This window comes from Thermomonas aquatica (assembly GCF_006337105.1).
Taxonomy (GTDB): Bacteria; Pseudomonadota; Gammaproteobacteria; order Xanthomonadales; family Xanthomonadaceae; genus Thermomonas; species Thermomonas aquatica.
The window spans coordinates 677319-702309 of record NZ_CP040871.1 but is presented as its reverse complement, the minus strand read 5'-3'; the positions used below and the strand labels follow the sequence as shown (position 1 = coordinate 702309).

General features: G+C 70.2%; 27 protein-coding genes. 20 read left to right on the top strand and 7 right to left on the bottom strand.

Features of this window, described 5'->3' with window-relative positions; all coding sequences use genetic code 11:
• The first annotated feature begins 55 nt into the window (after positions 1 to 55).
• The 3 genes from FHQ07_RS03195 to FHQ07_RS03185 are packed head-to-tail and all read left to right on the top strand — an operon-like array spanning position 56 to position 1352.
• On the top strand, positions 56 to 376 hold the full coding sequence (locus FHQ07_RS03195; RefSeq protein ID WP_139715318.1) for a YbaB/EbfC family nucleoid-associated protein: 321 nt from the start codon (positions 56 to 58) through the stop codon (positions 374 to 376).
• Positions 377 to 385: 9 nt separating this feature from the next.
• Positions 386 to 985, top strand: a complete 600-nt coding sequence (gene recR / locus FHQ07_RS03190) for a recombination mediator RecR (RefSeq protein WP_139715317.1) — start codon at positions 386 to 388, stop codon at positions 983 to 985.
• A 16-nt stretch (positions 986 to 1001) separates the two neighbouring features.
• The gene (locus tag FHQ07_RS03185; RefSeq protein WP_139715316.1) at positions 1002 to 1352 is read left to right on the top strand and encodes a histidine triad nucleotide-binding protein; all 351 of its coding nucleotides are present in this window, start codon (positions 1002 to 1004) and stop codon (positions 1350 to 1352) included.
• A gap of 3 nt (positions 1353 to 1355) precedes the next feature.
• Here FHQ07_RS03185 and FHQ07_RS03180 read toward each other — a convergent pair whose 3' ends face one another.
• From FHQ07_RS03180 to FHQ07_RS03165, 4 genes are all read right to left on the bottom strand, one after another.
• A complete protein-coding gene (locus FHQ07_RS03180; RefSeq protein WP_139715315.1) occupies positions 1356 to 1853 on the bottom strand; it encodes a Slp family lipoprotein in 498 nt (165 codons plus the stop codon).
• Positions 1854 to 1924: 71 nt separating this feature from the next.
• Positions 1925 to 3856, bottom strand: coding sequence for a transglutaminase TgpA family protein (locus tag FHQ07_RS03175; protein WP_139717854.1), 1932 nt, complete (start codon positions 3854 to 3856; stop codon positions 1925 to 1927).
• 37 nt (positions 3857 to 3893) lie between these two features.
• The gene (locus FHQ07_RS03170; RefSeq protein WP_139715314.1) at positions 3894 to 4850 is read right to left on the bottom strand and encodes a DUF58 domain-containing protein; all 957 of its coding nucleotides are present in this window, start codon (positions 4848 to 4850) and stop codon (positions 3894 to 3896) included.
• Between the two features lie 3 nt (positions 4851 to 4853).
• Positions 4854 to 5804, bottom strand: a complete 951-nt coding sequence (locus FHQ07_RS03165; protein ID WP_139715313.1) for an AAA family ATPase — start codon at positions 5802 to 5804, stop codon at positions 4854 to 4856.
• 56 nt (positions 5805 to 5860) lie between these two features.
• Between FHQ07_RS03165 and FHQ07_RS03160 the strand changes: the two genes are divergently transcribed.
• Positions 5861 to 7687 (top strand): ArnT family glycosyltransferase, encoded by a 1827-nt coding sequence (locus FHQ07_RS03160; protein WP_206202342.1) that lies wholly within the window; start codon positions 5861 to 5863, stop codon positions 7685 to 7687.
• A 9-nt stretch (positions 7688 to 7696) separates the two neighbouring features.
• On the opposite strand, the gene FHQ07_RS03155 is transcribed toward FHQ07_RS03160, so the two are convergent.
• A complete protein-coding gene (locus FHQ07_RS03155; protein ID WP_139715311.1) occupies positions 7697 to 8275 on the bottom strand; it encodes a Maf family protein in 579 nt (192 codons plus the stop codon).
• 2 nt (positions 8276 to 8277) lie between these two features.
• Positions 8278 to 8640, bottom strand: coding sequence for a hypothetical protein (locus FHQ07_RS03150; protein WP_139715310.1), 363 nt, complete (start codon positions 8638 to 8640; stop codon positions 8278 to 8280).
• A gap of 104 nt (positions 8641 to 8744) precedes the next feature.
• On the opposite strand from FHQ07_RS03150, the gene FHQ07_RS03145 reads away from it, so the two are divergent.
• The 13 genes from FHQ07_RS03145 (at position 8745) to FHQ07_RS03085 (ending at position 19580) form a co-directional block, all read left to right on the top strand.
• Entirely contained in the window at positions 8745 to 9263 is a 519-nt protein-coding gene (locus FHQ07_RS03145) for a YceD family protein (protein WP_139715309.1), read from the top strand.
• Positions 9264 to 9326: 63 nt separating this feature from the next.
• Complete coding sequence (rpmF, locus tag FHQ07_RS03140) at positions 9327 to 9521, top strand: 50S ribosomal protein L32 (RefSeq protein ID WP_139715308.1); 195 nt, start codon at positions 9327 to 9329, stop codon at positions 9519 to 9521.
• A 158-nt stretch (positions 9522 to 9679) separates the two neighbouring features.
• The gene (locus FHQ07_RS03135) at positions 9680 to 10669 is read left to right on the top strand and encodes a beta-ketoacyl-ACP synthase III (protein WP_139715307.1); all 990 of its coding nucleotides are present in this window, start codon (positions 9680 to 9682) and stop codon (positions 10667 to 10669) included.
• 294 nt (positions 10670 to 10963) lie between these two features.
• Complete coding sequence (fabD, locus tag FHQ07_RS03130; RefSeq protein WP_240703580.1) at positions 10964 to 11851, top strand: ACP S-malonyltransferase; 888 nt, start codon at positions 10964 to 10966, stop codon at positions 11849 to 11851.
• A complete protein-coding gene (fabG, locus tag FHQ07_RS03125) occupies positions 11848 to 12594 on the top strand; it encodes a 3-oxoacyl-ACP reductase FabG (RefSeq protein WP_139715305.1) in 747 nt (248 codons plus the stop codon). The genes fabD and fabG overlap by 4 nt, the downstream gene beginning before the upstream one ends.
• A gap of 86 nt (positions 12595 to 12680) precedes the next feature.
• On the top strand, positions 12681 to 12920 hold the full coding sequence (acpP, locus tag FHQ07_RS03120; RefSeq protein ID WP_139715304.1) for an acyl carrier protein: 240 nt from the start codon (positions 12681 to 12683) through the stop codon (positions 12918 to 12920).
• A gap of 89 nt (positions 12921 to 13009) precedes the next feature.
• Complete coding sequence (gene fabF / locus FHQ07_RS03115; RefSeq protein WP_139715303.1) at positions 13010 to 14248, top strand: beta-ketoacyl-ACP synthase II; 1239 nt, start codon at positions 13010 to 13012, stop codon at positions 14246 to 14248.
• 22 nt (positions 14249 to 14270) lie between these two features.
• Positions 14271 to 15623 (top strand): aminodeoxychorismate synthase component I, encoded by a 1353-nt coding sequence (locus FHQ07_RS03110; RefSeq protein ID WP_139715302.1) that lies wholly within the window; start codon positions 14271 to 14273, stop codon positions 15621 to 15623.
• Positions 15620 to 16441, top strand: a complete 822-nt coding sequence (gene pabC / locus FHQ07_RS03105) for an aminodeoxychorismate lyase (protein WP_139715301.1) — start codon at positions 15620 to 15622, stop codon at positions 16439 to 16441. The genes FHQ07_RS03110 and pabC overlap by 4 nt, the downstream gene beginning before the upstream one ends.
• On the top strand, positions 16438 to 17511 hold the full coding sequence (gene mltG / locus FHQ07_RS03100) for an endolytic transglycosylase MltG (RefSeq protein ID WP_139715300.1): 1074 nt from the start codon (positions 16438 to 16440) through the stop codon (positions 17509 to 17511). Before pabC ends, mltG begins: the two co-directional genes overlap by 4 nt.
• Positions 17508 to 18167, top strand: coding sequence for a dTMP kinase (gene tmk, locus FHQ07_RS03095; protein ID WP_139715299.1), 660 nt, complete (start codon positions 17508 to 17510; stop codon positions 18165 to 18167). Before mltG ends, tmk begins: the two co-directional genes overlap by 4 nt.
• Positions 18164 to 19186, top strand: coding sequence for a DNA polymerase III subunit delta' (locus tag FHQ07_RS03090; protein WP_139715298.1), 1023 nt, complete (start codon positions 18164 to 18166; stop codon positions 19184 to 19186). Before tmk ends, FHQ07_RS03090 begins: the two co-directional genes overlap by 4 nt.
• Before the next feature lie 28 nt (positions 19187 to 19214).
• The gene (locus FHQ07_RS03085; protein WP_139715297.1) at positions 19215 to 19580 is read left to right on the top strand and encodes a PilZ domain-containing protein; all 366 of its coding nucleotides are present in this window, start codon (positions 19215 to 19217) and stop codon (positions 19578 to 19580) included.
• A gap of 55 nt (positions 19581 to 19635) precedes the next feature.
• On the opposite strand, the gene FHQ07_RS03080 is transcribed toward FHQ07_RS03085, so the two are convergent.
• The gene (locus tag FHQ07_RS03080; protein ID WP_425476940.1) at positions 19636 to 21714 is read right to left on the bottom strand and encodes a 3-hydroxyacyl-CoA dehydrogenase NAD-binding domain-containing protein; all 2079 of its coding nucleotides are present in this window, start codon (positions 21712 to 21714) and stop codon (positions 19636 to 19638) included.
• Positions 21715 to 21873: 159 nt separating this feature from the next.
• Here FHQ07_RS03080 and rpoE point away from each other — a divergent pair, with 159 nt between their 5' ends.
• From rpoE to FHQ07_RS03065, 3 genes are all read left to right on the top strand, one after another.
• Entirely contained in the window at positions 21874 to 22494 is a 621-nt protein-coding gene (gene rpoE, locus FHQ07_RS03075; protein ID WP_139715295.1) for an RNA polymerase sigma factor RpoE, read from the top strand.
• Positions 22491 to 23363, top strand: coding sequence for a sigma-E factor negative regulatory protein (locus FHQ07_RS03070; RefSeq protein ID WP_240703540.1), 873 nt, complete (start codon positions 22491 to 22493; stop codon positions 23361 to 23363). The genes rpoE and FHQ07_RS03070 overlap by 4 nt, the downstream gene beginning before the upstream one ends.
• Before the next feature lie 61 nt (positions 23364 to 23424).
• Positions 23425 to 24966, top strand: coding sequence for a DegQ family serine endoprotease (locus FHQ07_RS03065; RefSeq protein ID WP_139715294.1), 1542 nt, complete (start codon positions 23425 to 23427; stop codon positions 24964 to 24966).
• The last annotated feature ends 25 nt before the right edge of the window (positions 24967 to 24991 follow it).

Sequence of the window (24991 nt, the reverse complement as noted above, 5' to 3'; positions counted from 1 at the left end):
CCGCCTCCCGTCGCCGCAATTCCATTTTCCATCGAACACAGAAGAGATGCCGGACATGCGTGGAAACATCGCCCAGCTGATGCAGCAGGCACAGAAGATGCAGGAAGACATGCAGCGCGCGCAGGAGGAAGTGGCCGCGCTGGAAGTCGTCGGCAACGCCGGCGCCGGCATGGTCAGCGTGACCCTGGGCGGGCGCATGGACTGCCGCAAGGTGCGCATCGACCCGTCGGTGCTGGCCGATCCGGAAATGGCCGAGGACCTGATCGCCGCCGCGTTCAACGACGCGGTCAACAGGATCAATGCCGTGTCGCAGGCGAAGATGTCGTCGGCCACCGCCGGCATGCAGTTGCCGCCGGGCATGAAGCTGCCGTTCTGATCGATTGAAGTGACGACTTCGCTGCTCGAACAACTGATCGACGCGTTGCGCGTGCTGCCCGGCGTCGGCCAGAAATCGGCGCAGCGCATGGCCTACCACCTGCTGGAGCGCCAGCGCGACGGCGGCAAGCGCCTTTCGGACGCGTTGGCGCAGGCGATGGAGCGGGTCGGCCATTGCAGCCGCTGCCGCGACTTCAGCGAAACCGAGCTGTGCCCGACCTGCAGCAGCAGCGCGCGCGATGCGCACCTGCTGTGCGTGGTGGAATCGCCGGCGGACCGGCTGGCCATCGAGCAGGCGACCGGCTTCCGCGGCCTGTATTTCGTGCTGCAGGGGCGGTTGAGCCCGCTCGACGGCATCGGCCCGCGCGAACTCGGCCTCGACCGGCTCGGCGAACGCCTGGGCGAGGGCGAGGTGCAGGAATTGATCGTCGCCACCAACCCGACGGTGGAGGGCGAGGCCACCGCGCATTACCTGGCGCAGCTGGCGCGTGCGCACAAGGTCCATCCCAGCCGGCTGGCGCATGGCGTGCCGCTGGGCGGCGAGCTGGAATACGTGGACCGCGGCACGCTGTCGCACGCGTTCGGCAGCCGCAGCGAAATCACTTCCTGATCATGGAGCCAGCGCGATGAGCGACACCATCTTCCACAAGATCATCCGCCGCGAGATCCCGGCCGAGCTGGTGTACGAGGACGAACACCTGGTCGCGTTCCGCGACATCGCCCCGCAGGCGCCGGTGCACGTGCTGTTCGTGCCGAAGAGCGACTTCGCCACGCTCAACGACGTGCCGGAGGAGCAGGCCGTCGTCATCGGCCGGCTTGCCACCGCCGCCGCGCGCTATGCCAAGGCGCAGGGTTTCGCCGAGGACGGCTACCGCATCGTCATGAACTGCAACGGCGACGGCGGGCAGACCGTGTTCCAGGTCCACCTGCACCTGCTGGCCGGCGCGCCGCTGGGGCGGTTCGGCACCCCCGCGTAGGGCTTACCACCAACCCCAGTGCCGCGGCACCGGCTGCACCATCACGTCGACCCGCTCGCGCTGCGGCCACAGGTAAACCACGTCGGCGGCGACGCGCGGGAATTTGTACACGTACTGCTCGACCTTGCGGTCTTCGTAGCCCTCGATGCGGCCGGTGAAGGTCACTTCCCGGTTGGGCTGGAACAGCGCCGGATCGTAGAAGCCGGTGCGGCAGGCGATGAAGCGGCCCCAGGTGTCGTCGCTGGCCCAGTACGGACGGCCATCGACGCTGAGCTTGGTCGAGATCACCTCGAAGCAGGTGCGGTCCGGGCGCGGTTCGGTGCGGATGATGCGGCCGCCCCAGCGCACCATGGCGCCGGCATGGTCGCCGACGGCGGCTTCGTGCGGGGTAAGTGCCTGGAAGTCGCCTTGCAACGGTTTCGGCTGGGTGGCGCAGCCGGCGAGCAGGGCGAGGGCGATGCCTGCAACGCAGCCCTTCGAGAGCGTGTGATGGATGTTCATGGCGGCTCCGTGATGCAGGAATTGGAAACGTGCGGGGACTGCAAGCTTCGCATGCGGCGGTCGAGGCGGCGTCATGGCCGATGCGCGGCCAGGTCGCGCAACAGCCGGCGCAACGCGGCGGGTTCGACCGCAGCGTAGCGCGCATCGGAGAAACGGCGGCTGAGCGCGCGCAGGTGTTCGCCGGCCCGGGGCACGTCGGCGGCGACGCGCTCGGCCCAGGCCTGGGCGGGCTCGTGCATCTCGCGCCCGCGGCCCTGGCGCGAATAGCGGCGGCCGAGCCTGTGCCAGGCGCGCAGCAACGGATCCTTCTCGCGTTCGCCGCGCGCGATCAGCCAGGCCATCCAGGCCAGGGCGAGGGTGGCGATGGTCGTGAACAGCAGGATCAGTTCGCGGCTGCCGATCCGGTCGACGCCGAACGGATTGAACAGCCGCTGCTGGCGCTGCGCGTCGTAACCCAGCACGAAATCGTTCCAGCCGCGCCGCAGCCAGTCGCTGGCATTGAACACCGGCACCAGTCCGTCGAAGGCGCCGATGCGCCCGGGTTGGCGGTCGGCCAGGGTGTCGAACACGCGCTCGGGTGCGACGGCGGCGGTGGGATCCACCCGCACCCAGCCACGCCGCGGCAGCCAGACCTCGGCCCAGGCATGCGCCCTCGAGTTCAGCACCAGCCAGTAGTCGCCGATCGGGTTGCGGTAGCCGCCGGCATATCCGGTGACCACCCGCGCGGGGATGCCGGCGGCGCGCATGAGCACGACGAAGGACGAGCTGAAATGCTCGCAGTAGCCCTGCTTGCGCTCGAACAGGAAATCGTCGATTTCATTGCGTCCCGCCAACGGCACGTTCAGGGTATAGCCGAACTCGCGCCGGATCATCGCGAGCGCGCGATTGGCGATGGCGGCATCCGCGTTGCCCTGCACGTCGTTGCCGGCTTCGCGCCGCCATTGCCGGCCCATCGCGAGGGTGCGCGGATTGAAGCCGGCCGGCAACTGCAGTGCGAGCCGGCGCAACGCTTCGGGCAATTCCGGTTCGGCGGCGGCGGGTGCGGCCGAACGCATCCGCCAGCGGGTGACGCCATTGAGGGGCTGGCTGGAGCGCACGCTGTAGTCGAGCGAGACGAACGCGCCGTCCGGCACCTGCATGGGCAGGTCGAGCGCGATCAATTGCCGTTGCTCGGTCGGTTCCGGTTCGATCTGGTAGTCCCATCCCGCGCCCGCCGGCTGCAGCGGTGCCGCCGGGATGTTCAGCAGCTGCTTCGGCTGGGACCAGGTGCGGCCATCGAAATTCCACAGCACCGGACCACGCCAGTACATCTGGTCGCGTGGCGGCGCTGCGCCGAAGAACTGCACGCGCGCCGCCGGGCTGTCGTCGTTCATCAGGTCCAGCCAGCCGCCCGGGGTCATCGTGTCCGACAGGCCAGGTTTCGCGACCACGCGATTGGGCAGCCCCCACAGCGGCGTGGGCAGGCGCGGGAACAGCCAGAACGCCGCCAATGCCAGCGGCAGTCCGAGCGCCAGCAGTCGCAGCACGCCGGTGGAGGCCTGCCACCAGTGGCTGCCGGCGCGCGGACGGACATCGGCCTCGTCATTGGCCAGCTGCTGCAATGCCAGCAATGACGCCAGCACGGCGGTCAGCGCCAGCACCAGGCTGACCGGCCCCTGGTCGAGCAGGAACGCGGCGAAGGGGCCGAACAGGGCGAATCCGGCCAGGCTGCGGCCATCGCGCAGGCTGACCGTTTCCGATGGCTTCAGCGCGAGCATCGCCGCCAGCACCATGCAGGCGGTGTCGCGCCCCACGCCCGGGGCGACCACCGCGATGGCGACGATCATGCCGATGCCGATCAGCAGCCGCAGCAGGAACGGCATGGCGCGCCGCCACGACGCGATCGCGATCAGCACCGCGGCGATGCCGAAGCCGAAGCCCAGCGATGGCGGCAACTGCAGCAGCAAGGGCAGCAGGCAGGCCGCAGTCGCCGACAACACCAGGGCGTGGCCGCGCGCCTGCATCGGCGGCGACTTGACGCGGGTCGGCAGCGAACCGCGCTCAGTCATGCACGGCCTCGCCCGGCATCAGCGCCAGTGCGCGCAGGCAGCGATGGCGGTGCATCGCGCCAAGCCCCATCGCGATCGCGGCATGGCCGGGGATGCGCAGGGCATAGCGGCGGCCTTCGCGTTCGGCATCGTCGACCCAGCGCGCCAGCCGGCGGATGCGTTGTTCGTAGGGCAGGCCGCTGGTCAGCTGCCAGTCCAGCAGCAGCTGGTCGCTGCGATGCTGCTCGTATTCGCGCACCAGCAGGCTGTCGCGCCGTGCCGAGGCCTTCCACGCCACCGTGCGCGGGGCATCGCCGGCGCGGTAGCCGCGCAGGTGGTGGACATCGTCGCCGGCGCGGGTGACCTGCGCGCGCCCGGCGTCGCCGGCGGGGGTGGGCAAGGGCGGCGCCTGCGATTCCGCCGCCGGGTAGACCAGCACGGTTTGCTGCGGCCAGACATAGGCCCAGGCGCGCGCCAATCCGAGCGGCTGGACCGTGCTCAGCACCAGTCGCGGCAGCGGCAGCAGGCCGCGGCGTGCGGTCGGCAAGGGCAGTTCCACGGTGCCGCCGTTGTGGTCGAAGGCCGCGTGCACATGCGCCTCGCCATGGCCGATACGCAAGCCGCGGCGCAGGCGCTGGTCGAGTGCGCCCAGGGCGATGCGCAGGCGCAACGGCTCGCCCGCAGGCACCGGGTCGGCGGCGACCGCATCGACCACCACGCCAGACAGCTGCATGTGTGCCGCGATCAGGCTGGCCTGGGCGGCGCCGGCCAGCAGCAGCGCCAGCAACAGCGCCGGGTTGTTGTTGAAGTTGAGCGCGCCCAGGCCCATGGTGCCGAGCAGCAGGCCGAAGAACAGCCCGGTCATGGTCGGCAGCACGTAGATCCGGTTGCGCTGCAGGCGCACCGGCAGCTGCTCCGCCTGGCGCGGCCGCATCCACGACTGCATGCGTCGGCGCAGCGCAGCGATCATGCGTCAGTCGACGGGCACCGCGTGCAGGATCGCCTTCGCCAGGGTCGCCGCCGAGGCGTCCGCTTCGCCGACCAGGCGATGCTCGGCCACCGCGGCGAACAGCGCCTGCACGTCTTCCGGGATCGCATGGCCGCGGCCGAGCAGCAGGGCGTGCGCGCGCGCCGCGCGCAGCAGCGCCAGGCCCGCGCGCGGCGACAGTCCCACGCGCACGCCGGGATGCTTGCGGCTGCGCCCGACCAGGGCCTGCACGTAGGCGACCAGCGCATCGCTCGCATGCACCTCCTGCACGGCGCGGCGCAGCGCGATCACCCGCTCGGCATCCAGCAATGGCGTCGCCTGCGCGATCAGGTCGCGACGGTCGCTGCCGGCCAGCAGCGCGCGCTCGGCGTGTTCGTCGGGATACCCCAGCGCCAGACGCAGCAGGAACCGGTCCAGCTGCGAATCCGGCAGCGGGTAGGTGCCGGCCAGGTCCACCGGGTTCTGGGTGGCGATCACCAGGAACGGGTCGGGCAGGACGCGGGTGGAGCCGTCGATGCTGACCTGGTGCTCGGCCATCGCCTCCAGCAGCGCGCTCTGCGTGCGCGGCGGCGCGCGGTTGATCTCGTCGGCCAGCAGCACGTGGGTGAACACCGGGCCGGGATGGAACTCGAAGCGGCGCGTCTGCGCCTCGTACACCGACACCCCGAGGATGTCGGCCGGCAGCAGGTCGGACGTGAACTGCACGCGCTGGAAACCGAGCCCGAGGGTGGCCGCCATCGCATGCGCCAGGGTGGTCTTGCCGAGCCCGGGCAGGTCCTCGATCAGCAGGTGGCCGTCGGCGAGCAGGGCGACGAAGGCAAGCCGCACCTGCTGCGGCTTGCCCAGCACCAGCGTGTTGACCTGCGCCTGCGCATCGCGCAGGGCGGCGCGCAGCGCATCGGGTAGCATCGTGTCGGTTGCCGTGGGTGCGGACATGACCGTCCTCGGTTGGAATCGAGCCAGTGTAGCGAGGTCGCGAACGGATGCGGGGCATGCAGGCGGACGCCGCCAAGCGCTGGTTCATCGGCCTGTGGCTGGCCTTGCTCGCGGTCAAGCTGGTGCTGGCGGCGCGCCTGCCGCTGTTCGTCGATGAAGCGTTCTATTGGCAGGAAGGGCGGCACCTGGCCTGGGCCTATTCCGACCTGCCGGGACTGACCGCCTGGCTGGCGCGAGTGGGCGATGCCCTGGGCGACGGCACGCTCTCGTTGCGATTGCCGTTCCTCGCCATCGCCGCCGCGATCCCGTGGCTGGTCGCGCGCATGACCGCGCGCGAATTCGATGCGAAGACGGGCTGGCAGGCCGGCACGCTGGCCTTGCTGCTGCCGCTGGCCGGCACGCTGGGCCTGCTCGCCTTGCCCGACGTGCCCTTGCTGTTGGCTTCGGCGCTGTGCGTCGATGCCGGATTGCGCCTGCTGCGTCGCGTGGATGGTTTCGCGACGATGGAACTCGCCATCGGACTCGTCATCGGTGGCCTGACCCACTATCGCTTCGTCGCGGTGATCGCGGTCGGTTTCATCGCCTTGCTGATGCTGCGCGATGGCCGCACGGCGTTGCGCGACCCTCGCGTGTGGATCGCGGTGTTCGCCGGCGCCCTGGCATGGCTGCCGCTCGTGCTGTGGAACCTGCACAATGGCGATGCCGGGCTGCGCTTCCAGTTGGTCGACCGCCATCCATGGAGCTTCAGCGGCGAAGGCCTCCGCCTCGGGCGCATGCAGTTGTTGCTGGCCACGCCGGTGCTGCTGGCCGCGATGGCGCTTGCCGCATGGCAGGGACTGCGCGATGCGCGGCCGGCGGCGCGCTACCTCGCATCGTGCGGGTCGATGATCGTGCTGGGTTTCCTGGTGCTCGGTTTCTTCGCCGATCGCGAGCGGGTGAGCTTCCACTGGCCGCTGCCCGGCTACCTGGCCCTGTTGCCGCTGGTCCCGGCGGCGCTTGCGCGCTGGTCGCGCGGCTGGCGCATCGCCGCATGGGCGACGGCGGCCTGCGGCCTGGCCGCGGTGCTCGGGTACTACACCATCGCATCGCTGCCATCGTTGCGCGCGCAGACGGCGTCGCGGAATTTCCATCCCACCAATTTCGCCGGCTGGGATGCGCTGGACGCCGCGGTGCGCCGAAGACTGGCGACGATGGCGCCGGGCACGCAGCTGCTCGCCGGCAATTTCAAGATCGGCGCCGAACTCGGCTTCGCCCGCGACGATGCGGAGATCGCCGTGCTCGAGCATCCGCTCAACGACAAGCATGGGCGTGCGCCGCAGCTGGCGTTGTGGGGGCTGTCGCACTCGACGCGCGCGTCGCTCGGAGGCGGCCCGCTACTGCTGGTCGCGAGCGGCAGCGATGTCGATTTCCGCGACTTGCTCGCGCATTACCACGCGTTGTGCGGGCAGGTCGGACCGCTGCCGGCGCCGCAGGTGCTGAATATCGACCACGGCCGCCAGCGCTTCCTGCTGTTCGCATTCGACGGCCCGATGCGGGACGGCGCCTGCACCACCCCGGCGCTGGCCTTCATCGATGCGCCCGCGCCGTCGGCCAAGCTTGCGCGCGCATTCGATGTCGCCGGCTGGGCCTTCAAGGACGGCGTCGGCCTGCGCGCGGTCGAGGTCTTGCTCGACGGCCGCGTGGCGGCGCAGGCGCGCTACGGCGAAGCGAATGCCGGCGTTGCCGATTTCTGGAAGAACAGCACCGATCCGAACCATCCGCAGGTGTATTTCCGGGCGCGGATCGAAGGCGCGCCGGCCGGCACGCACTGGCTCGGCCTGCGCCTGCACGGCGCGGACGGCAGCGTCGAGGACTGGCCGGAACAGCGGATCGAGGTGCGCTGAGCCGATCGCTCAGGGCAGGGCGAACCCCGCCTGCCGCAACAGGCCGCAGGTCGCGATCAGCGGCAACCCGATCAGGGCGGTCGGGTCGCGGTTGTCGATGCGCTCGAACAGCACGATGCCCAGGCCTTCGGACTTGAAGCTGCCGGCGCAATCGAACGGTTGCTCGGCATCGACGTAGCGTTCGATCCCGGCATCGTCCAGCGTGCGGACATGCACTTCGGTCAGGTCGATGCCGGCGAAGCTGCGGCCATCGGCATGCGCGAGGCACAGCGCGGTGTGGAAGCGCACGACGCGGCCCGACATCGCGCGCAGCTGCGCGATCGCGGCCTCGCGTCCGCCGGGCTTGCCGAGCGCGACGCCATCGACGTCGGCCACCTGGTCGGAGCCCAGCGCCCAGACATCGCCGGCTTGCTGCGCTGCCACGGCGCGCGCTTTCGCTTCGGCCAACCGGATCGAAAGGGCAAGCGGCGATTCGCCGGGCAGGGCGGTTTCATCGGTCTCAGGCCGCGCCACCTCGAACGGCAGGCGCAACCTTTCCAGCAATTCGCGCCGGTAGCGCGAGGTGGAGGCCAGGACCAGCCGCGGCATGCTCAATGCCCGGCGCGGGCTTGGCTCACCCGTTGCAGCTGCTGCTCGAGGCTGTCGCGCGCGCTGGCCAGCGAACGCCGCACCGCATCCAGCTGCGACAGCTCGGCGCTGGCGGCGTTTTCCTGCAACCACAGGCGCTGGCGCAGGATTTCCTGCATCGCGCCGCGGACCGGGTTCTCGTGGTCGCCTGCCACGGCTTCGAGCTCGTCGCGGGCGACGCGCAGGCGCGCTTCCAGCGCATCGGCGGCGTCCAGCACGTCGCGGATCGCCCGCGGGCGTTGCTGGCTGCGCTGGCGGACGCGCCAACCCCACCACAGCGCAACGGCGGCGATGGCGAACAGGAGCACGGGCAGGAGGAGTTTCATCCGGCCAGTCTGCGCGCGCGCGGGCCGTGCGGCAATCCGGGGCAGGTTCGGTGCATGGCATTGATTTGACAGGGCCGATGGCGGTCTTTAACATTCTCCGGCTTATGTCCGACCTGCCAAACAGCCGGGTGCCCGAGTCCGTGGATGCCTGGCGGATGGTCGCGGCGCGGCGCGAATTCGAGGGCCGGATTCCGCTTGCGGCGATGACCCGGTTGCGCGACAGCCTGCTGGAACCCGAAGGCGACGCCCGCTACGTGCTGGCGTTCGGCACCGATGCGTTGAAGCTGCCGTACGCGGAGCTGCGGATCGAAGCCGAGCTGCCGCTGGAATGCCAGAGCAGCCTGCGCCGGTTCATGCTGCCGGTGCGGCTGGTGCAGAGGCTGGGACTGATCCGCGACGAGGCCGATGAAGCGGCCCTGCCGGAAGAATACGAGGCCTTGCTGGTCGAGGCCGACGGCATGCTGAAGCCGGCGGAGCTGGTGGAGGACGAGCTGATTTTGGCGATGCCGGTGGTACCGGTCTCGCCCGAAGCCGAGGTGGTCGTGCGCGAATTCGTGCCGCCCGCCGAGGAAACCGCCCAGGCCAACCCGTTCGCGGCGTTGGCCGGCCTGAAGAAAAAATAAGTGCGATAATGTCGCGCTGAGTCGCGTAACGAAGCTCTACAAGCATTCATTCGGAGTTGTCCCATGGCTGTCCAGAAGTCCCGCGTTTCCCCGTCCCGCCGCGGCATGCGCCGCGCGCACGATGCCCTTTCCGCCAAGCAGCTCGCCACCGATCCGACCAGCGGCGAGACCCACCTGCGCCACCACGTGACCGCCGACGGTTACTACCGCGGCAAGCAGGTCATCGCGCCGAAGACCAAGGTCGTCGACGAAGAGTGATCCGCGGCCGCAAGGTCGTAGCTGCAGGATGACGCCCGGCCGCGCCAGATGGTGCGGCCGTTGGCGTTTCTGCATCCCGGATTCGCCCGTCTGTTCGTCAACCCCCGCATGCCCCGGCCCGTCCACGCTATCGTGACGGGTCCGCCAGGAGTCCACGCATGAGTCAGCCCGAAGGCCGCATCTATTCCCGCATCGCCGGCACCGGCAGCTACCTGCCGGAGAAGGTGCTGACCAATGCCGACCTGACCGAGTTCGTCGAGACCAGCGACGAGTGGATCGTCGCCCGCACCGGCATCCGCGAACGGCATGTCGCCGCCGAGGGCGAGACCACGTCGGACCTCGCCTACCAGGCCGCGATCCGCGCGATGGAAGCGGCCGGCGTGACCGCCGCCGAGATCGACCTGATCGTGCTCGGCACCACTACCCCGGACCTGATCTTCCCGTCCTCGGCCTGCCTGCTGCAGCACAAGCTGGGCGCCAACGGCTGCCCCGCGTTCGACGTCAACGCGGCCTGCTCCGGCTTCATCTACGCATTGACCATCGCCGACAAGTTCATCCAGTCCGGCGCGGCCAGGACTGCGCTGGTGGTGGGTTCGGAAACCCTGACCCGGATGCTGGACTGGAGCGACCGCGGCACTTGCGTGCTGTTCGGCGACGGTGCCGGCGCGGTGGTGCTGAAGGCCGACGGCGAAACCGGCATCCTCAGCACCCACATGCACGCCGACGGCGGCAAGAAGGAACTGCTGTGGAACCCGGTGGGCGTGTCCGCCGGCTTCAGGCCGGAAGAGAAGAACGCCGGCGTGCGCGTGCTGATGACCGGCAACGAGGTGTTCAAGCATGCGGTGAAGGCGCTGGACTCGGTCGTCGACGAGGCGCTGGAGGCCAACGGCCTGGACAAGCACGCGCTGGACTGGCTGGTGCCGCACCAGGCCAACCTGCGCATCATCGAAGCCACCGCCAAGCGGCTGGACATGCCGATGGAGCGCGTCGTGGTCACCGTCGACCGCCATGGCAACACCTCCTCGGGTTCGGTGCCGCTGGCGCTGGACGAAGCGGTGCGTTCCGGCAAGATCCAGCGTGGCCAGCTGGTGCTGCTGGAAGCCTTCGGCGGCGGCTTCACCTGGGGCTCGGCGCTGCTGCGCTACTGATCCCGCTTGCCTGCGCGGAGCTGGGCAGCCCCCGATCAACCGGCGATCCACAGCGCCGGCGCGCCCGGCGCAGGTGCAGCGCTGCGCGCAGGCGATATTGGCGCAGCGAACTTCGGGGCCTCCGGGCGCAGCCCGGGAAACGCCGCATACGCCCCGGTACAGACGCGCTAGAGCAATTACTCGTATCATGCCCGCCCCTGATTGCAGGCCGGTTGCCGGTACGATTCCCGCGTGAGCGAAGCCCCCACCCAACTCGCCCTGGTCTTCCCCGGCCAGGGCTCGCAGTCGATCGGCATGCTGGCCGAGCTGTCGGAACTGCATCCGTCCGTGAAAGCCGCGTTCGAGGAAGCCTCGGACGGCGCCGGGGTCGACCTGTGGGCGCTGTCGCAGGCCGGCCCGGAGGAAATGCTCAATCGCACCGAATACACCCAGCCGGCGTTGCTGGCCGCGGGCGTGGCGGTGTGGCGCGCCTGGAACGCCAATGGCGGGCCGGAGCCCTCGGTGCTCGCAGGCCATAGCCTCGGCGAATACACCGCCCTGGTCGCGGCCGGCGCGTTGTCGCTGAAGGACGGCGCGCACCTGGTGCGGATCCGTGGCCAGCTGATGCAGGACGCGGCGCCCGCCGGCATCGGTGCGATGGCGGCGGTGCTCGGTGCCGAGGACGCGCTGGTGCTCGAAGTCTGCGAGGCCGTCTCCGGCGCGGAAGTCGTGGTGCCGGCCAATTTCAATTCGCCGGGGCAGATCGTGATCGGTGGCCATGCCGCGGCGGTCGACGCCGCGCTGGCGATGCTGGCCGAACGCGGCGTGCGCAAGGCGGTCAAGCTGGCGGTGAGCGTGCCGTCGCATACGCCGCTGATGCGCGAAGCCGCGAACCGCCTGGCCGAGACCATGGCCGGCTTGCACTGGCAAGTCCCGTCGCTGCCGGTGGTGCAGAACGTGGATGCGCAGGTGCACGCCAGCGTCGATGCGATCCGCGACGCGCTGGTGCGCCAGCTCTACCTGCCGGTGCAGTGGACCGGCTGCGTGCAGGCGCTGGCCGCGCGCGGCGTCGGCCGCCTCGGCGAGTGCGGGCCGGGCAAGGTGCTGGCCGGGCTGGCCAAGCGCATCGACAAATCGCTCGACGCGCGCGCGTTGGGCACGCCCGGCGACTTCGCCGGCGCCATCGAGGAATGGAAGGCATGAGCGGATTGCCGTTGCAAGGTGAGGTAGCGCTGGTCACCGGCGCGTCGCGCGGGATCGGCGCGGCGATCGCCGACGAGCTGGCGGCGCAGGGCGCGACCGTGATCGGCACCGCGACGTCCGATGCGGGCGCGCTGGCGATCGGCGAGCGCCTGGCCGCGGCCGGCGGCCACGGCCGGCGCCTCGACGTCAACCAGCCCGGCGGCATCGAAGCGCTGATCGATGCGGTGTCCTCGGAATTCGGCGGCATCTCGATCCTGGTCAACAACGCCGGCATCACCCGCGACAACCTGCTGATGCGGATGAAGGACGAGGACTGGCAGGCGATCCTCGACACCAACCTGACCAGCGTGTACCGCTCGTCGAAGGCGGTGATGCGCGGGATGATGAAGGCGCGCAAGGGCCGCATCGTCAACATCGCCTCGGTGATCGGCGTGACCGGCAACGCCGGCCAGGCCAACTACGCGGCGGCCAAGGCCGGGATCATCGCCTTCAGCAAGTCGCTGGCGAAGGAAATCGGTTCGCGCGGGATCACCGTCAACGTGGTCGCGCCCGGCTTCATCGCCACCGACATGACCGCCGACCTGCCGGAACAGGCGCGCGAGGCGATGCTGGGCCAGATCGCGCTGGGCCGCCTCGGCGAGCCGGCCGACATCGCCCGCGCGGTCGCCTTCCTCGCCGGCCCGAACGCCGGTTACATCACCGGCGAGACGCTGCACGTCAACGGCGGCATGTACATGCCCTGATCCCCAACCGCCGGGCGACGCTTGCGCCGGCCGGCTTTCACGTAAACTAACCACTGACCCCACGACCGGGGATGGAGCAGCCAGACATGAGCAGCATCGAAGAGCGCGTCAAGAAGATCGTCATCGAGCAACTGGGCGTCAAGGAAGAAGACGTCACCACCAGCGCGTCGTTCGTGGACGACCTCGGCGCGGATTCGCTGGACACCGTGGAACTGGTGATGGCGCTCGAGGAAGAGTTCGAGTGCGAGATCCCCGACGAGGAAGCCGAGAAGATCAGCACCGTGCAGGCCGCGATCGACTACATCAAGGCCCACGTCAAGGCGTAATCCGCCTTCGCCAGTCTTGACGCCGGGGCCGCTGATGCGGCCCCGCGCGTTTGCATCTTCGTAACACCGCATCGGATAAAGGAATCGCCATGTCGAAGCGTCGCGTCGTCGTCACCGGAATGGGCATCGTCTCGCCGCTGGGCAACGACCTGGCCAGCAACTGGGACGGCATCGTCAACGGCCGCTCCGGCATCGGCATGGTCACCGGCTTCGACGCCAGCACCTATCCGACCCGCATCGCCGGCGAGATCCGCGACTTCGACATCACCCGCTGGGTGAACCCGAAGGATGCGAAGAAGATGGACCACTTCATCCACTACGGCGTCGCCGCCTCGCTGATGGCGATCGAGGACGCCGGCCTGGAAGTGACCGAAGCCAACGCCGAGCGCATCGGCGCGCTGATCGGGTCCGGCATCGGCGGCATCTGGGGCATCGAGGAAACCTCGGTCAAGCTGCACGAGGGCGGGGTGCGCAAGATCAGCCCGTTCTACATCCCCAGCACCATCATCAACATGCTGCCGGGGCAGATCTCGCTGCTGACCGGCATCAAGGGCCCGAATTTCTCCGCGGTCTCCGCCTGCGCCACCGCCAACCATTCGGTCGGCATGGCGATGCGCATGATCCAGTACGGCGACGCCGACGTGATGATCGCCGGCGGCGCCGAACGCGGCAGCTCGCCGACCTCGATGGGCGGCTTCTGCGCGATGAAGGCGATGAGCACGCGCAACGACGATCCCGCCCGCGCCTCGCGGCCCTGGGACAGCGAACGCGACGGCTTCGTGCTGGGCGACGGCGCCGGCATCCTGATCCTCGAGGAATACGAGCACGCCAAGGCGCGCGGCGCGCGCATCTACTGCGAACTGGCCGGCTTCGGCGCGTCCTCGGACGCCTTCCACATGACCGCGCCCAGCGAAAATGGTGAAGGGCCCGCGCGCTGCATGGCGATGGCGTTCAAGGATGCGGGCGTGAACGCGACCGACGTCGGCTACCTCAACGCGCACGGCACCTCCACGCCGCTCGGCGACCTCGCCGAAACCCTGGCGATCAAGCGCGCGCTGGGCGACCACGCCTTCAAGACCATGGTCAGCTCCACCAAGTCGATGACCGGCCACCTGCTGGGCGCGGCCGGCGGCGTGGAGGCGATCTACACGATCAAGGCACTGGAAACCGGGATCATCCCGCCCACGATCAATCTTGAAAATCCGGGCGAAGGTTGCGACCTGGACTACGTGCCGAATACCGCGCGCGAGGCGAAGGTGGATGTCGTGGTGTCGAACGGCTTCGGCTTCGGCGGCACCAACGGCACCCTGGTGTTCCGTCGCATCTGACAACGCTCGCCGCGCGCCCGCCATGCATGTCCGCGCGCTGACGCAGGCGTTCGACCTGCTGGACCTGCATCGCCTCGACCCGGCGCGCTACCCGGTGCTGCTGGAATCCAGCGCGAGCGGCGCGCACGGACGCTGGGACATGCTGCTGGCGCACGATGGCGAATCCTTCGCCCTGCATCGCGATGGCCTGCTGCGCGACGAACAAGGCGCAGGCCTCGAAGGGCGTTTCCTCGACCAGCTGGATGCGCAGTGGCAAGCGCAGCGCATCGCCCGCGACGGCGATGCCGCGTTGCCGTTCCGCGGCGGCTGGGCGCTGCTGCTGGACTACGAATTGGCCGCGCAGGTCGAACCCGTGCTGCGTTTGCCGCAAGCGGAAGGCGGGCTGCCGGTCGCCATCGCGCTGCGCTGCCGCGCGGCGGTGCTGCGCGACCGCGATACCGGCGAATGCGTCGCCGTGGCCGAAGCGGAAGCAGCGGATTGGCTGGAGCGCATCGTCGAGGATGTCGAACGGTCGCGCGACTTGCCCGGTTTGCCGGCATGGCAGCCTCCTGCCGTCATCGAGGAAGACGTGCCGCAACGCTACCTCGACGGCGTCGTGCGCGTGCTCGACTACCTGGCCGCCGGCGACGTGTTCCAGGTCAACCTGTCGCGCGGCTGGCGCGCGTCGTTCGCTGCGCCGCTCGATCCTGCTGCGCTGTTCCAGCGCCTGCGCGGCAACAATCCCGCGCCGTTTGCCGGCGTGTTCCGCACCGCCGCCGGCAGCGTGGTCAGTGCCTCGCCGGAACGGCTGGTGTCGGTGCAGGGCAACGTGGTCGAGACCCGTCCCATCGCCGGCACCCGCCCGCGCTTCGACGGCGACGACGATGCGCAGCGCATCCAGGAGTTGGTGGGCCATCCGAAGGAGCGCGCCGAGCACGTGATGCTGATCGACCTCGAACGCAACGACCTCGGCCGCGTGTGCACGCCGGGCAGCGTGGTGGTCGATGAACTGATGACGGTGGAAAGCTACGCGCATGTGCATCACATCGTCAGCAACGTGCGCGGCATGCTGAAGGCCGATGCCACGCCGGGACAGGTGATCGCGGCGGTGTTTCCCGGCGGCACCATCACCGGTTGCCCGAAGGTGCGTTGCATGCAGATCGTCGCCGAGCTGGAAGGCGTCGGCCGCGGTGCGTATACCGGCGCGATGGGCTGGCTCAACCGCGACGGCGACATGGACCTGAACATCCTGATCCGCAGCGCGGAAGTCGAAGGCGACGCGCTGCGCTTCCGCACCGGTGCCGGCATCGTGATCGATTCCGATCCGCAGCGCGAGCTCGACGAGACCCGGGCCAAGGCGCGCGGCATGCTGCGTGCGTTGGGAGTGGCGGGGTGAGCGCGCGCATCTTCAGCGGCGAACGCGAAGCCGCCGGCATCGACCCGGCCAATCGCGGCCTGGCCTATGGCGATGGCCTGTTCGAGACCATGCGCGTGCACCGCGCTGGCGTGCCATTGTGGTCGCGGCACCTCGCGCGCTTGCGCGAGGGCGCGCGGCGGCTGCGCATTGCCTTGCCGTCGGCCGATTTCATCGAGGCGCGCATCGCCGACGCCATCGCCGGTTGCGATGCCGGCGTGCTCAAGCTGTTGCTGACGCGCGGCGAGGGCGGGCGTGGGTATGCGCCGCCGGCCGCCGCCGAACCGGTGTGGCTGCTGTCACGGCATGCGTTGCCGGCATCGCCCGCGGCCGGCCTGCGCCTGCACTGGTGCGAAATGCGGCTGGCGTCGCAACCGGCGCTGGCCGGCATCAAGCACTGCAACCGGCTGGAACAGGTGCTGGCGCGCGCCGAGGCCGAGGCCGCCGGTTGCGACGAGGGCCTGCTGCGCGGCATCGCGGGCGATGCGATCGGCGCGACCTCGGCCAACCTGCTGGTGCTGCACGGCGGCCGTTGGCTGACGCCGCCCGTCGATGCCTGCGGCGTGGCCGGCGTGCTGCGTGGCTGGCTGCTGGAACGAGGGCTGGCCGAAGTCGCGGACCTTGCGCCGGACGCGGTCGAATCGGCGGATGCCGTGGCGCTCTGCAACGCGGTGCGCGGTATCCTGCCGGTCGCGTCGCTGGGCGCGCGCGCCTGGGCGCCGCACCCGGCGTTCAACGAATTGCGGAGTGGGTTGGCGATGGCGTATCCGATGTTCGCAGAAGACCGGGGCGCGGCATGAGCCGTCGCCGGCCGGGTCGCGGCAAGGCGGGCGGTTTCTTCCGCCGCGCCTTCCTGTTGCTGCTGGTCGCCGCGCTGGCCGCGGGCGGCTGGTACTGGCAGCGTTACCGCAGTTTCGCCGATGCGCCGCTGGCCGGGATCGAGGCGGGCGACAGCCTGGTGGTCGAACGCGGCGATTCGCTGGCCAGCGTGCTGCGCAAGCTGCAGGCCGAGGGCATCGCCACCGGCGACCGCCTGCAATGGCAGGTGCTGGCGCGCGCGCTGGGCGCGGCCGGCAAGCTGCAGGTCGGCGAATACGCGCTGCAGGCGGACGCATCGCCGCGTTCGCTGCTGCTGGCGATGCGCGACGGCAAGGTCGTGCGGCGCATGTTCACCATCGTCGAAGGCTGGAACATCCGCGAATTGCGCGCGGCCCTGGCCAAGGTCGATGCGCTGGGGCAGGACGCGGCCAAGCTCGACGACGCCGCGCTGATGAAGGCGCTGGGCCATGCCGGCCAGCATCCGGAGGGCCGTTTCCTGCCGGAAACCTATGCCTGGGTGCGCGGCGATTCCGACCTCGACATCCTCAAGCGCGCGCACGCCGCGATGGCCAAGGCGCTGGACGCGGCCTGGGCCGCGCGCGCGGGCGACGTGCCGCTGAAGGACAAGGACGAGGCGCTGGTGCTGGCCTCGATCGTGGAGAAGGAAACCGGCATCGCCGAGGAGCGCCCGGCCATCGCCGGCGTATTCGCGCGCCGGCTGAAGATCGGCATGCGCCTGCAGACCGACCCGACCGTGATCTACGGCATGGGCGCGGCCTACGCCGGCAACATCCGCCGCAGCGACCTGGCCACCGACACGCCGTACAACACCTATACCCGCGCCGGCCTGCCGCCGACGCCGATCGCGATGCCGGGTGCGGCGGCGTTGAAGGCCGCGACCCGGCCGGCGGCGGGCGATGCGCTGTTCTTCGTCGCGGTCGGCGATGGCAGCGGGCGGCATGTGTTCACCGCGTCGCTGGCCGAACACAATGCCGCGGTGCGCGAATACCTGCAGCGCTACCGCACGCAGCAGCAGTCGGCGCCGAAGTGATGGAAGCACTGCAGCGGCAGCCGCGCCTGCTGAGCATCGAAGGCGGCGAAGGCGCGGGCAAGAGCACCGTGCTGCGCGCGTTGCGCGAGGCGCTGGCGGCGGACGGCCTGGAAGTCGTTTCCACCCGCGAGCCGGGCGGCACGCCGCTGGCCGAGCGCATCCGCGAACTGCTGCTGGATCCGTCGCACGAGCCCGCGGCGCCGGAAACCGAACTGCTGCTGATGTTCGCGGCGCGCGCGCAGCACGTGCGCGAGGTGGTATTGCCCGCATTGCGACGCGGCGCATGGGTGATCAGCGATCGTTTCACCGATTCCAGCTATGCCTACCAGGGCGCGGCGCGCGGGCTGGATGCCGGCTTCATCGCCGAACTGGAACGGAGGGTGGTCGGCATCGAGCCGGGCCTGACCCTGCTGCTCGACCTGGGCGTGGCCCACGGGCGCGAACGCACCCGCGGCCGCGACCTGCTCGGCGGCTCGTCGCCGGACCGGATCGAACGCGAGCGCGACGAGTTCTTCGAGCGCGTGCGCGAAGGCTTCCTGTCGCGCGCGGCGCGGCATCCGCAGCGCATCCGCGTGATCGATGCGACGCCAGGCGCTGGCCAGGTCGCCGCGGCGGCGCTCGCCGCATTGGCGGATTACCGCAAGGCCCTGCCATGAGCCTGCGATTGCCCGCGCTCGCGCCGTGGCAGCAGCGCGCCTACGAACACGCCGCGGCGGCGTTGGCGGGCGGGCATTTCGGCCACGCCACCCTGATCGTCGGCCCCGCGCGCTTGGGCAAGCGCGCGCTCGCGGAACGGCTGGCGCGGCGGGTGCTGTGCCTGTCGCCGCAGGCCGATGGCGAAGCCTGCGGCGCATGCAAGAGCTGCGTGCTGTTCGCGTCGCGTTCGCAATACGAGCCGTTGGAAACCCGGCCCGACGGTACGCCGTCGCACCCGTGGGGCCACAGCGCGCATCCGGACCTGAAATTCGTCGGCTACGAGATCAACCAGAAAACCGGCAAGCCGCGCAGCGAGCTGGTGATCGAGCAGGTGCGCGCATTGTCCGAGGCGATGACCCTGACGCCGCAGCTCGGCGGCGCGCAGGTGGTGATCGTCGATCCCGCCGATGCGATCAACTACAGCGCGTTCAACGCCCTGCTGAAGACGCTGGAGGAGCCGCAGCCGGGGCGCTACCTGTGGCTGCTGTCCGCGACTCCGGCGCGTCTGCCGGCGACCATCCGCAGCCGCTGCCAGCGGTTGGAGTTGCGCCTGCCGCCGCGGGACGAGGCCCTGCACTGGCTGGCCGCGCGCGGGCACCGCGGCGAACTGGCGCGGGAAGCCCTGGATGCGGCGCGCGGGCATCCGGGCCTGGCCGATGCCTGGGCCTCGGGCGATGGACTGGCCTTGCGCCGCGCGGTCGCCCAGGACGTGCAGGCATTGCAGCGCGGACAGGCGGCCCCGGCGGAGCTGGCGCAGCGCTGGGTGGCCGATGGCCGGGCCGAAGACCGCCTGCGTCACCTGGCCGATCATGCCTTGCAGGAGATGGCGCTGCAGGTGGCCGCGGGCTTGACCGATCCGGCGCGAACCCGCACGCTGGCCGCGCGTTTCGATGCCGCCAACCGCACGCGCGACCTGCTGCGCAGTACCGTGCGCGCGGACCTTGCGGTGACGGAGGCACTCTCGGGATGGTGCGCATGACGCGCCCGCAAGGACAGGGGACAGACGCATGAGCGGAGCAACCGGAGCGGGCGGCGCGCGGCAGGGCATCCTGTCGCTGGCGGTCAAGGACAAGGCCGCGCTGTACAACGCCTACATGCCCTACATCAAGCAGGGCGGGATCTTCGTGCCGACGCCGCGCCGCTATTTCATCGGCGATGAAGTGTTCCTGCTGCTGACCCTGCCGGACTCTTCCGAGCGCCTGCCGGTGGCGGGCAAGGTCTGCTGGGTGACGCCGACCGGCGCCCAGGGCAACCGTCCGGCCGGCATCGGCGTGCAGTTCGCCGACACCGCCGAGGGCGAGGCGGTGAAGGGCAAGATCGAGACCATCCTGGCCGGCACCCTCAACGCCGAGCAGCCGACGCAGACCATGTGATCCGCTGCAGCATCCCGCTCAATGAAGAAGCCCGGCATCGCCGGGCTTCTTCGCATCAGGCGTTCGCTGCGGCGTCCGCGCGCAGCAGCGGGCTGTCCCAGCCGGCGCGCGGCTTGAAGCGGTCGCCGTATTTCGCCTGCAGCGTTTCAAGGCGGGCACGCAGCGCATCGGCGCCGGTGTCGCGGATGTACTGGATCGGGCCGCCGCGGAACGGGGCGAAACCGGTGCCGAAGATCACCCCGGCGTCCAGCAGTTCGGCATCGGCGACCACACCATCGTGCAGGCAGGCCACCGCTTCGTTGAGCATCGGCAGGATCAGGCGATCCTCGAGGTCCTCGGGCGCCTTGTAGTCCTTCGGCAGTTCCGGCTTCTGCGGCTTGCTGCCCTTTTCGGTCTCGACCCATTTGTACAGGCCCTGGCCGTCCTTCTTGCCGCGCTTGCCGGCTTCCACCGTGCCCAGCGCCGCCGGCACGTCGATGCCGAGGAACGGCGCCAGTTCCTTCGCGACGCCCGCGCCCACGTCAAGCCCCACGGTGTCGACCAGTTCGATCGGGCCCATCGGCATCCCGAACTTCACCGCGGCCTTGTCGATGGCGGGCCCGGGGATGCCTTCCGACAGCGCGGTCACCGCTTCCAGCATGTACGGGAACAACACGCGGTTGACCAGGAAGCCGGGCGTGCCGGCGACCGGCACCGGCAGCTTGTCCAGCTGCTTGCAGAACGCGGCCAGGCGCTGCTGCGTCTCCGGCGCCATCCGGTCGTGGTGGATGATCTCGACCAGCGGCATCAGCGCCACCGGGTTGAAGTAGTGCAGGCCGGCGAACTGTGCCGGGCGCGCGATGTGCTCGCGCAGTTCGTCGAGCGGGATCGACGAGGTGTTCGTCGTCAGCAACGCGGTGGATTTCAGGCGCGGCTCGATCGCGGTGTACAGCTCGCGCTTGGCATCCGGATTCTCGATGATCGCCTCGATGACCAGGTCGGCATCGGCGACGCCATTGCCTTCCAGGTCGCCTTTCAATCGTGCAGCCACGGCCGGGCGCTTGGCCTCGTCCTTGACGCGCTTGGCGAACAGGTCCTGCGCGCGGTTCAGCGCGCCATCGATGAAACGCTGCTCGCGATCCTGCAGGGTCACGTCGAAGCCCTTGTACACGCTCCACGCCGCGATATCACCGCCCATCACGCCGGCGCCGACCACATGCACGCGCTGGATGCCGGACTCCTTGCCGCCCACGCCCTTCAGCCGTTCCTGCAGGAAGAACACGCGGATCAGGTTCTTCGCGGTCGGCGTGGAAGCAAGTTTCACCACCGCACGCTTCTCGGCGGCGATGCGGCCCTGGATGCCGGCGCCGCCGCTGCGTTCCCATGCGGCAATCAGCGCGTACGGCGCCGGGTAGTGCGCCTTCGGCGCCTTGCGCGCGACCTGCTTGACCAGCATCGGCGCGAGCAGCTTGCGGGCGAGGAAGGTGTTCGTCGCCCAACCCATGAAGCGCTGCTTGAACGGGCGCTGCACGCCGCGCTGGAGCAGTTCGATGGCGGCTTCGACCAGCTTCGCCGGTTCCACCACCTTGTCGACGAGGCCGATCCCGCGCGCGGCCGAAGCCGACAGCGTGCGCCCGGTCAGCATCATGTCGAACGCGGCCGGCGCGCCGACCAGGCGCGGCAAGCGCGCGCTGCCGCCCCAACCGGGGAAGATGCCCAGCTTGATCTCGGGCAGGCCGATGCGGGCGTCGGTCGCGGCCACGCGATAGCGGCAGGCCAGCGAGATCTCGGTGCCGCCGCCCATGCAGAAGCCATGGATCGCGGCCACGGTGGGGCAGGGCAGTTCGGCGATGCGCTGGAACACCTGCTGGCCGAGCTGGATGAAATCGCCGACCTGGCCGCGGCGGTCGAGTTCCTGCAGCGACTTGAGGTCGGCGCCGGCGGCGAACGCGGCCTTGGCCGAGCGCACCACCAGGCCCTTCGGCGGTTCCAGCGCGATGCGCTCGAGGATCGCGCCCAGCTCCAGCAGCACGTCCTGGCTGAAGGTATTGACTGCGGCATCGGCGCGGTCGAAGGACAGGACCAGCACGCCGTCCGCGCGCGGTTCGACCTGCCAGTGGCGGAAGCGGAGTCCATCGAAACTGGCCATCGGCATCACGTCCGTCGTGCTATGGGAAGGGGCTTATCCTAGCCCGGGCGGATTTGAATACCGTTCTAATCGTCCCCAGTCAGGTTGCAGGCCGCGGAACTTCCGCGTGCCGGCATTGTCACAACGCCCGGATGGCCGGGCCCAATCGTGGGGAACCGGCACGCAATGGCCGAGGATGACGTGTCGCAAGCGCTGGACCAGGATCTCGTCGCCCGCGTGCAGCGCGGCGACAGCGCCGCCTTCGACCTGCTGGTGCGCAAGTACCAGCACCGGGTCGGCGCGCTCATTTCCCGCTACATCCACGACTGGGCGGAAGTGCAGGACGTGGCGCAGGACACCTTCATCCGCGCCTACCGCGCGATCGGCGGCTTCCGCGGCGATGCGCAGTTCTCCACCTGGCTGCACCGGATCGCGGTGAACACGGCGAAGAACCACTTGGTCTCGCACAACCGCAAGCCGCCGACCGACGACATCGGGATCGAGGATGCCGAGCAGTTCGAGTCCGGGCTGCGCCTGCGCGACAACGACACCCCCGAACGCGAACTGATGCGCCAGCAGCTGGAACAAACGGTGCTGCGCGCGGTCGAAGAACTGCCGCCGGAACTGCGCGACGCGATCACCTTCCGCGAAGTGGAAGGAATGAGCTACGAGGAGATCGCCGAGCGCATGGAATGCCCGATCGGCACGGTGCGCTCGCGCATCTTCCGCGCCCGCGAGGCGATCGATGCCCGCATGAAACCGCTGCTCGACCACGACGACGTCAACATCAAGCGCTCGCACGCATGAAAGCGACCGACATGAATACCGAAACCGCCGCCAACGACCTGACCCAACTCAGCAGCCGCGAACAATTGTCCGCGTTGATGGACAGCGCGCTGCCGCCGGACCAGACCCGCTTCCTGCTGCGCCGCCTGCAGCACGACGCCCCGCTGGCCGATTGCTGGGAACGATGGCGACTCACCGGCGAAGTGATGCGCGGGCTGGCGCCGGCGCAGCGCCTGCCGTCGGACTTCGCGGCGCGGGTATCGGCGGCGTTGCGGGACGAAGGCGTTGCGGCACCGGCGATCCGCCCTGCGCGCGCGTCGGCCTGGTTGCGCTGGGGCGGTGGCGCAGCACTGGCGGCCTCGCTGGCCGTGGTCGCATTGATGGCGCGCCAGGGCGCGACCCCCGACGCGTCCCGGCCAATGCAACAGGTCGCCGTCGCGGCCACGCAACCACAGGCCCCGGCACCGAAGCCGGTCGGGCAGCCCCCGCTGATCGACGCCGGCAGCCAGGTCGCCACCGCGGCCACGGCGATCGCCGCCATCGCGCGCCCGCAACGCGACGGCCAGCGCCGTTCCGTGCGTCCGGCGACCGGCGTGCCGGCTGCCGTGAGCCGCGACCAACCGGCAACGGCGCAGGTCGCCGCGCTCGAATCCGTCGTGCAGGTCCCGCAACCCGATATCGTCACCCGCCCATGGCCGCGTTCGGTGCTGCCGCAATACGCCAGCGGCGGCCTGGCCGTCGGCTTCGGCGAGCATGTGCGCGGCAACATCCCGTACAACCCGTTCCAGGCGCCGGCCGGGATCGGCAACCTGCCGCCGTTGGCTGGCCAGGAGGCCCAGCCGGAGGCCGCGGACGACCGCCCGCAGCGAGAAGCGCAGTCCCAGCCCTGACTGCGGCGCGGTAAACCCCAAACCCGATCCAACCCATCCAGCGAACGAGGATTCGTCCACGATGCCTGTCTCCCCGCGCACGTCCGCATTCCGTCCCGTCCTGCTTGCAACCGCGTTGGCGCTGGCCGTCGGCGGAGGCGTCGGCTGGTATTCGTCCGCCCAGGCGCAGTCGCAGCCCGCCGCCGCGCCCGCGCCCGAACTGGTGGTGGGCTTGCCTGACTTCACCCGCCTGGTCGACCAGGTCGGGCCCGCGGTCGTCAGCGTCCAGGCCGAGGTCGGCGGCAAGCCGCGCACCGCGCCCGCGCAGCGCGGCCAGCCGCCGCAAATGCCGGACGAGGAACAGATCCCCGAATTCTTCCGCCGCTTCTTCGGCCCGGACGGCATGCCGATGCCGGGTGCGCCCGGCGGCCAGGACGCGCGCCCGCGCGGCGTGTCGCAGGGCACCGGCTTCGTCATCTCGAGCGATGGCTACGTGCTGACCAACCACCACGTGGTCGACGGCGCGGACACCGTGCGCATCCGCCTGGCCGACCGCCGCGAATTCACCGCCAAGGTGGTCGGCAGCGACGAGCAGTCCGACGTCGCCTTGCTCAAGATCGCCGCGAGCGGGCTGCCGGTGTTGCGCATCGGCGATTCCAAGGCGCTCAAGTCGGGCCAGTGGGTGGTCGCGATCGGTTCGCCGTTCGGGCTGGATCACTCGGTGACCGCCGGCATCGTCAGCGCGGTCGGCCGCGCGAATCCCTATGCCAACCAGCGCTACGTGCCCTTCATCCAGACCGACGTGGCGATCAACCGCGGCAATTCCGGCGGCCCGCTGCTGGACACGCGCGGCCAGGTGGTCGGCATCAATTCGCAGATCTTCAGCAATTCCGGCGGCTACATGGGGGTCAGCTTCGCGATCCCGATCGACGTGGCGATGAACGCGGTGCAGCAGCTCAAGGCCACCGGCAAGGTGATCCGCGGGCAGCTGGGCGTGGTGATCCAGGCGATGGATCGCGACCAGGCCCGGTTGCTGGGCCTGGCCGATGGGAACGGTGCGCTGGTGGCCGACGTGCAGCCGGGCAGTCCCGCGGCGCGCGCCGGCATCCTGCGCCAGGACGTGATCCGCGGCATCAACGGGCAAGCGATCCTCGAATCCAGCGACCTGCCGCCGATCGTCGGTGCGATGGCGCCGGGCACCAAGGTGACGGTGGAACTGATCCGCGACGGCAAGCCGCGCACGGTCGTCGCCACCCTCAACACCCTGGATGAGCGCGTGGCCGGCGCGGAGGATGGCGACGACCAGGATGCGCCGCGCCCGGCCGCCGCGGCGCAGGCCAATCCGCTGGGCATCGTCGGCGAGAACCTGGACGCCCAGCAGCGCAGCCGGCTCGGCCTGCAGCCGGGCGAGGGCGTGCTGATCGCGCGCGTGGAAGGGATGGCGGCGCGCGAAGCCGGCCTGCGCCCGGGCGACGTGGTGCTGGCGGTGGGCCGCAACGACGTCGGCAGCGCCAATGCGCTGAACGCGCAGCTGCGCGGGCTCAAGCCCGGGCAGGCGGTCATGCTGCTGGTCCGGCGCGGCGGCGGCACCCAGTACGTCACCGTCGACCCGGGCGAGGAATGAGCCCGCGGACGCCTGCGCCAGCCGA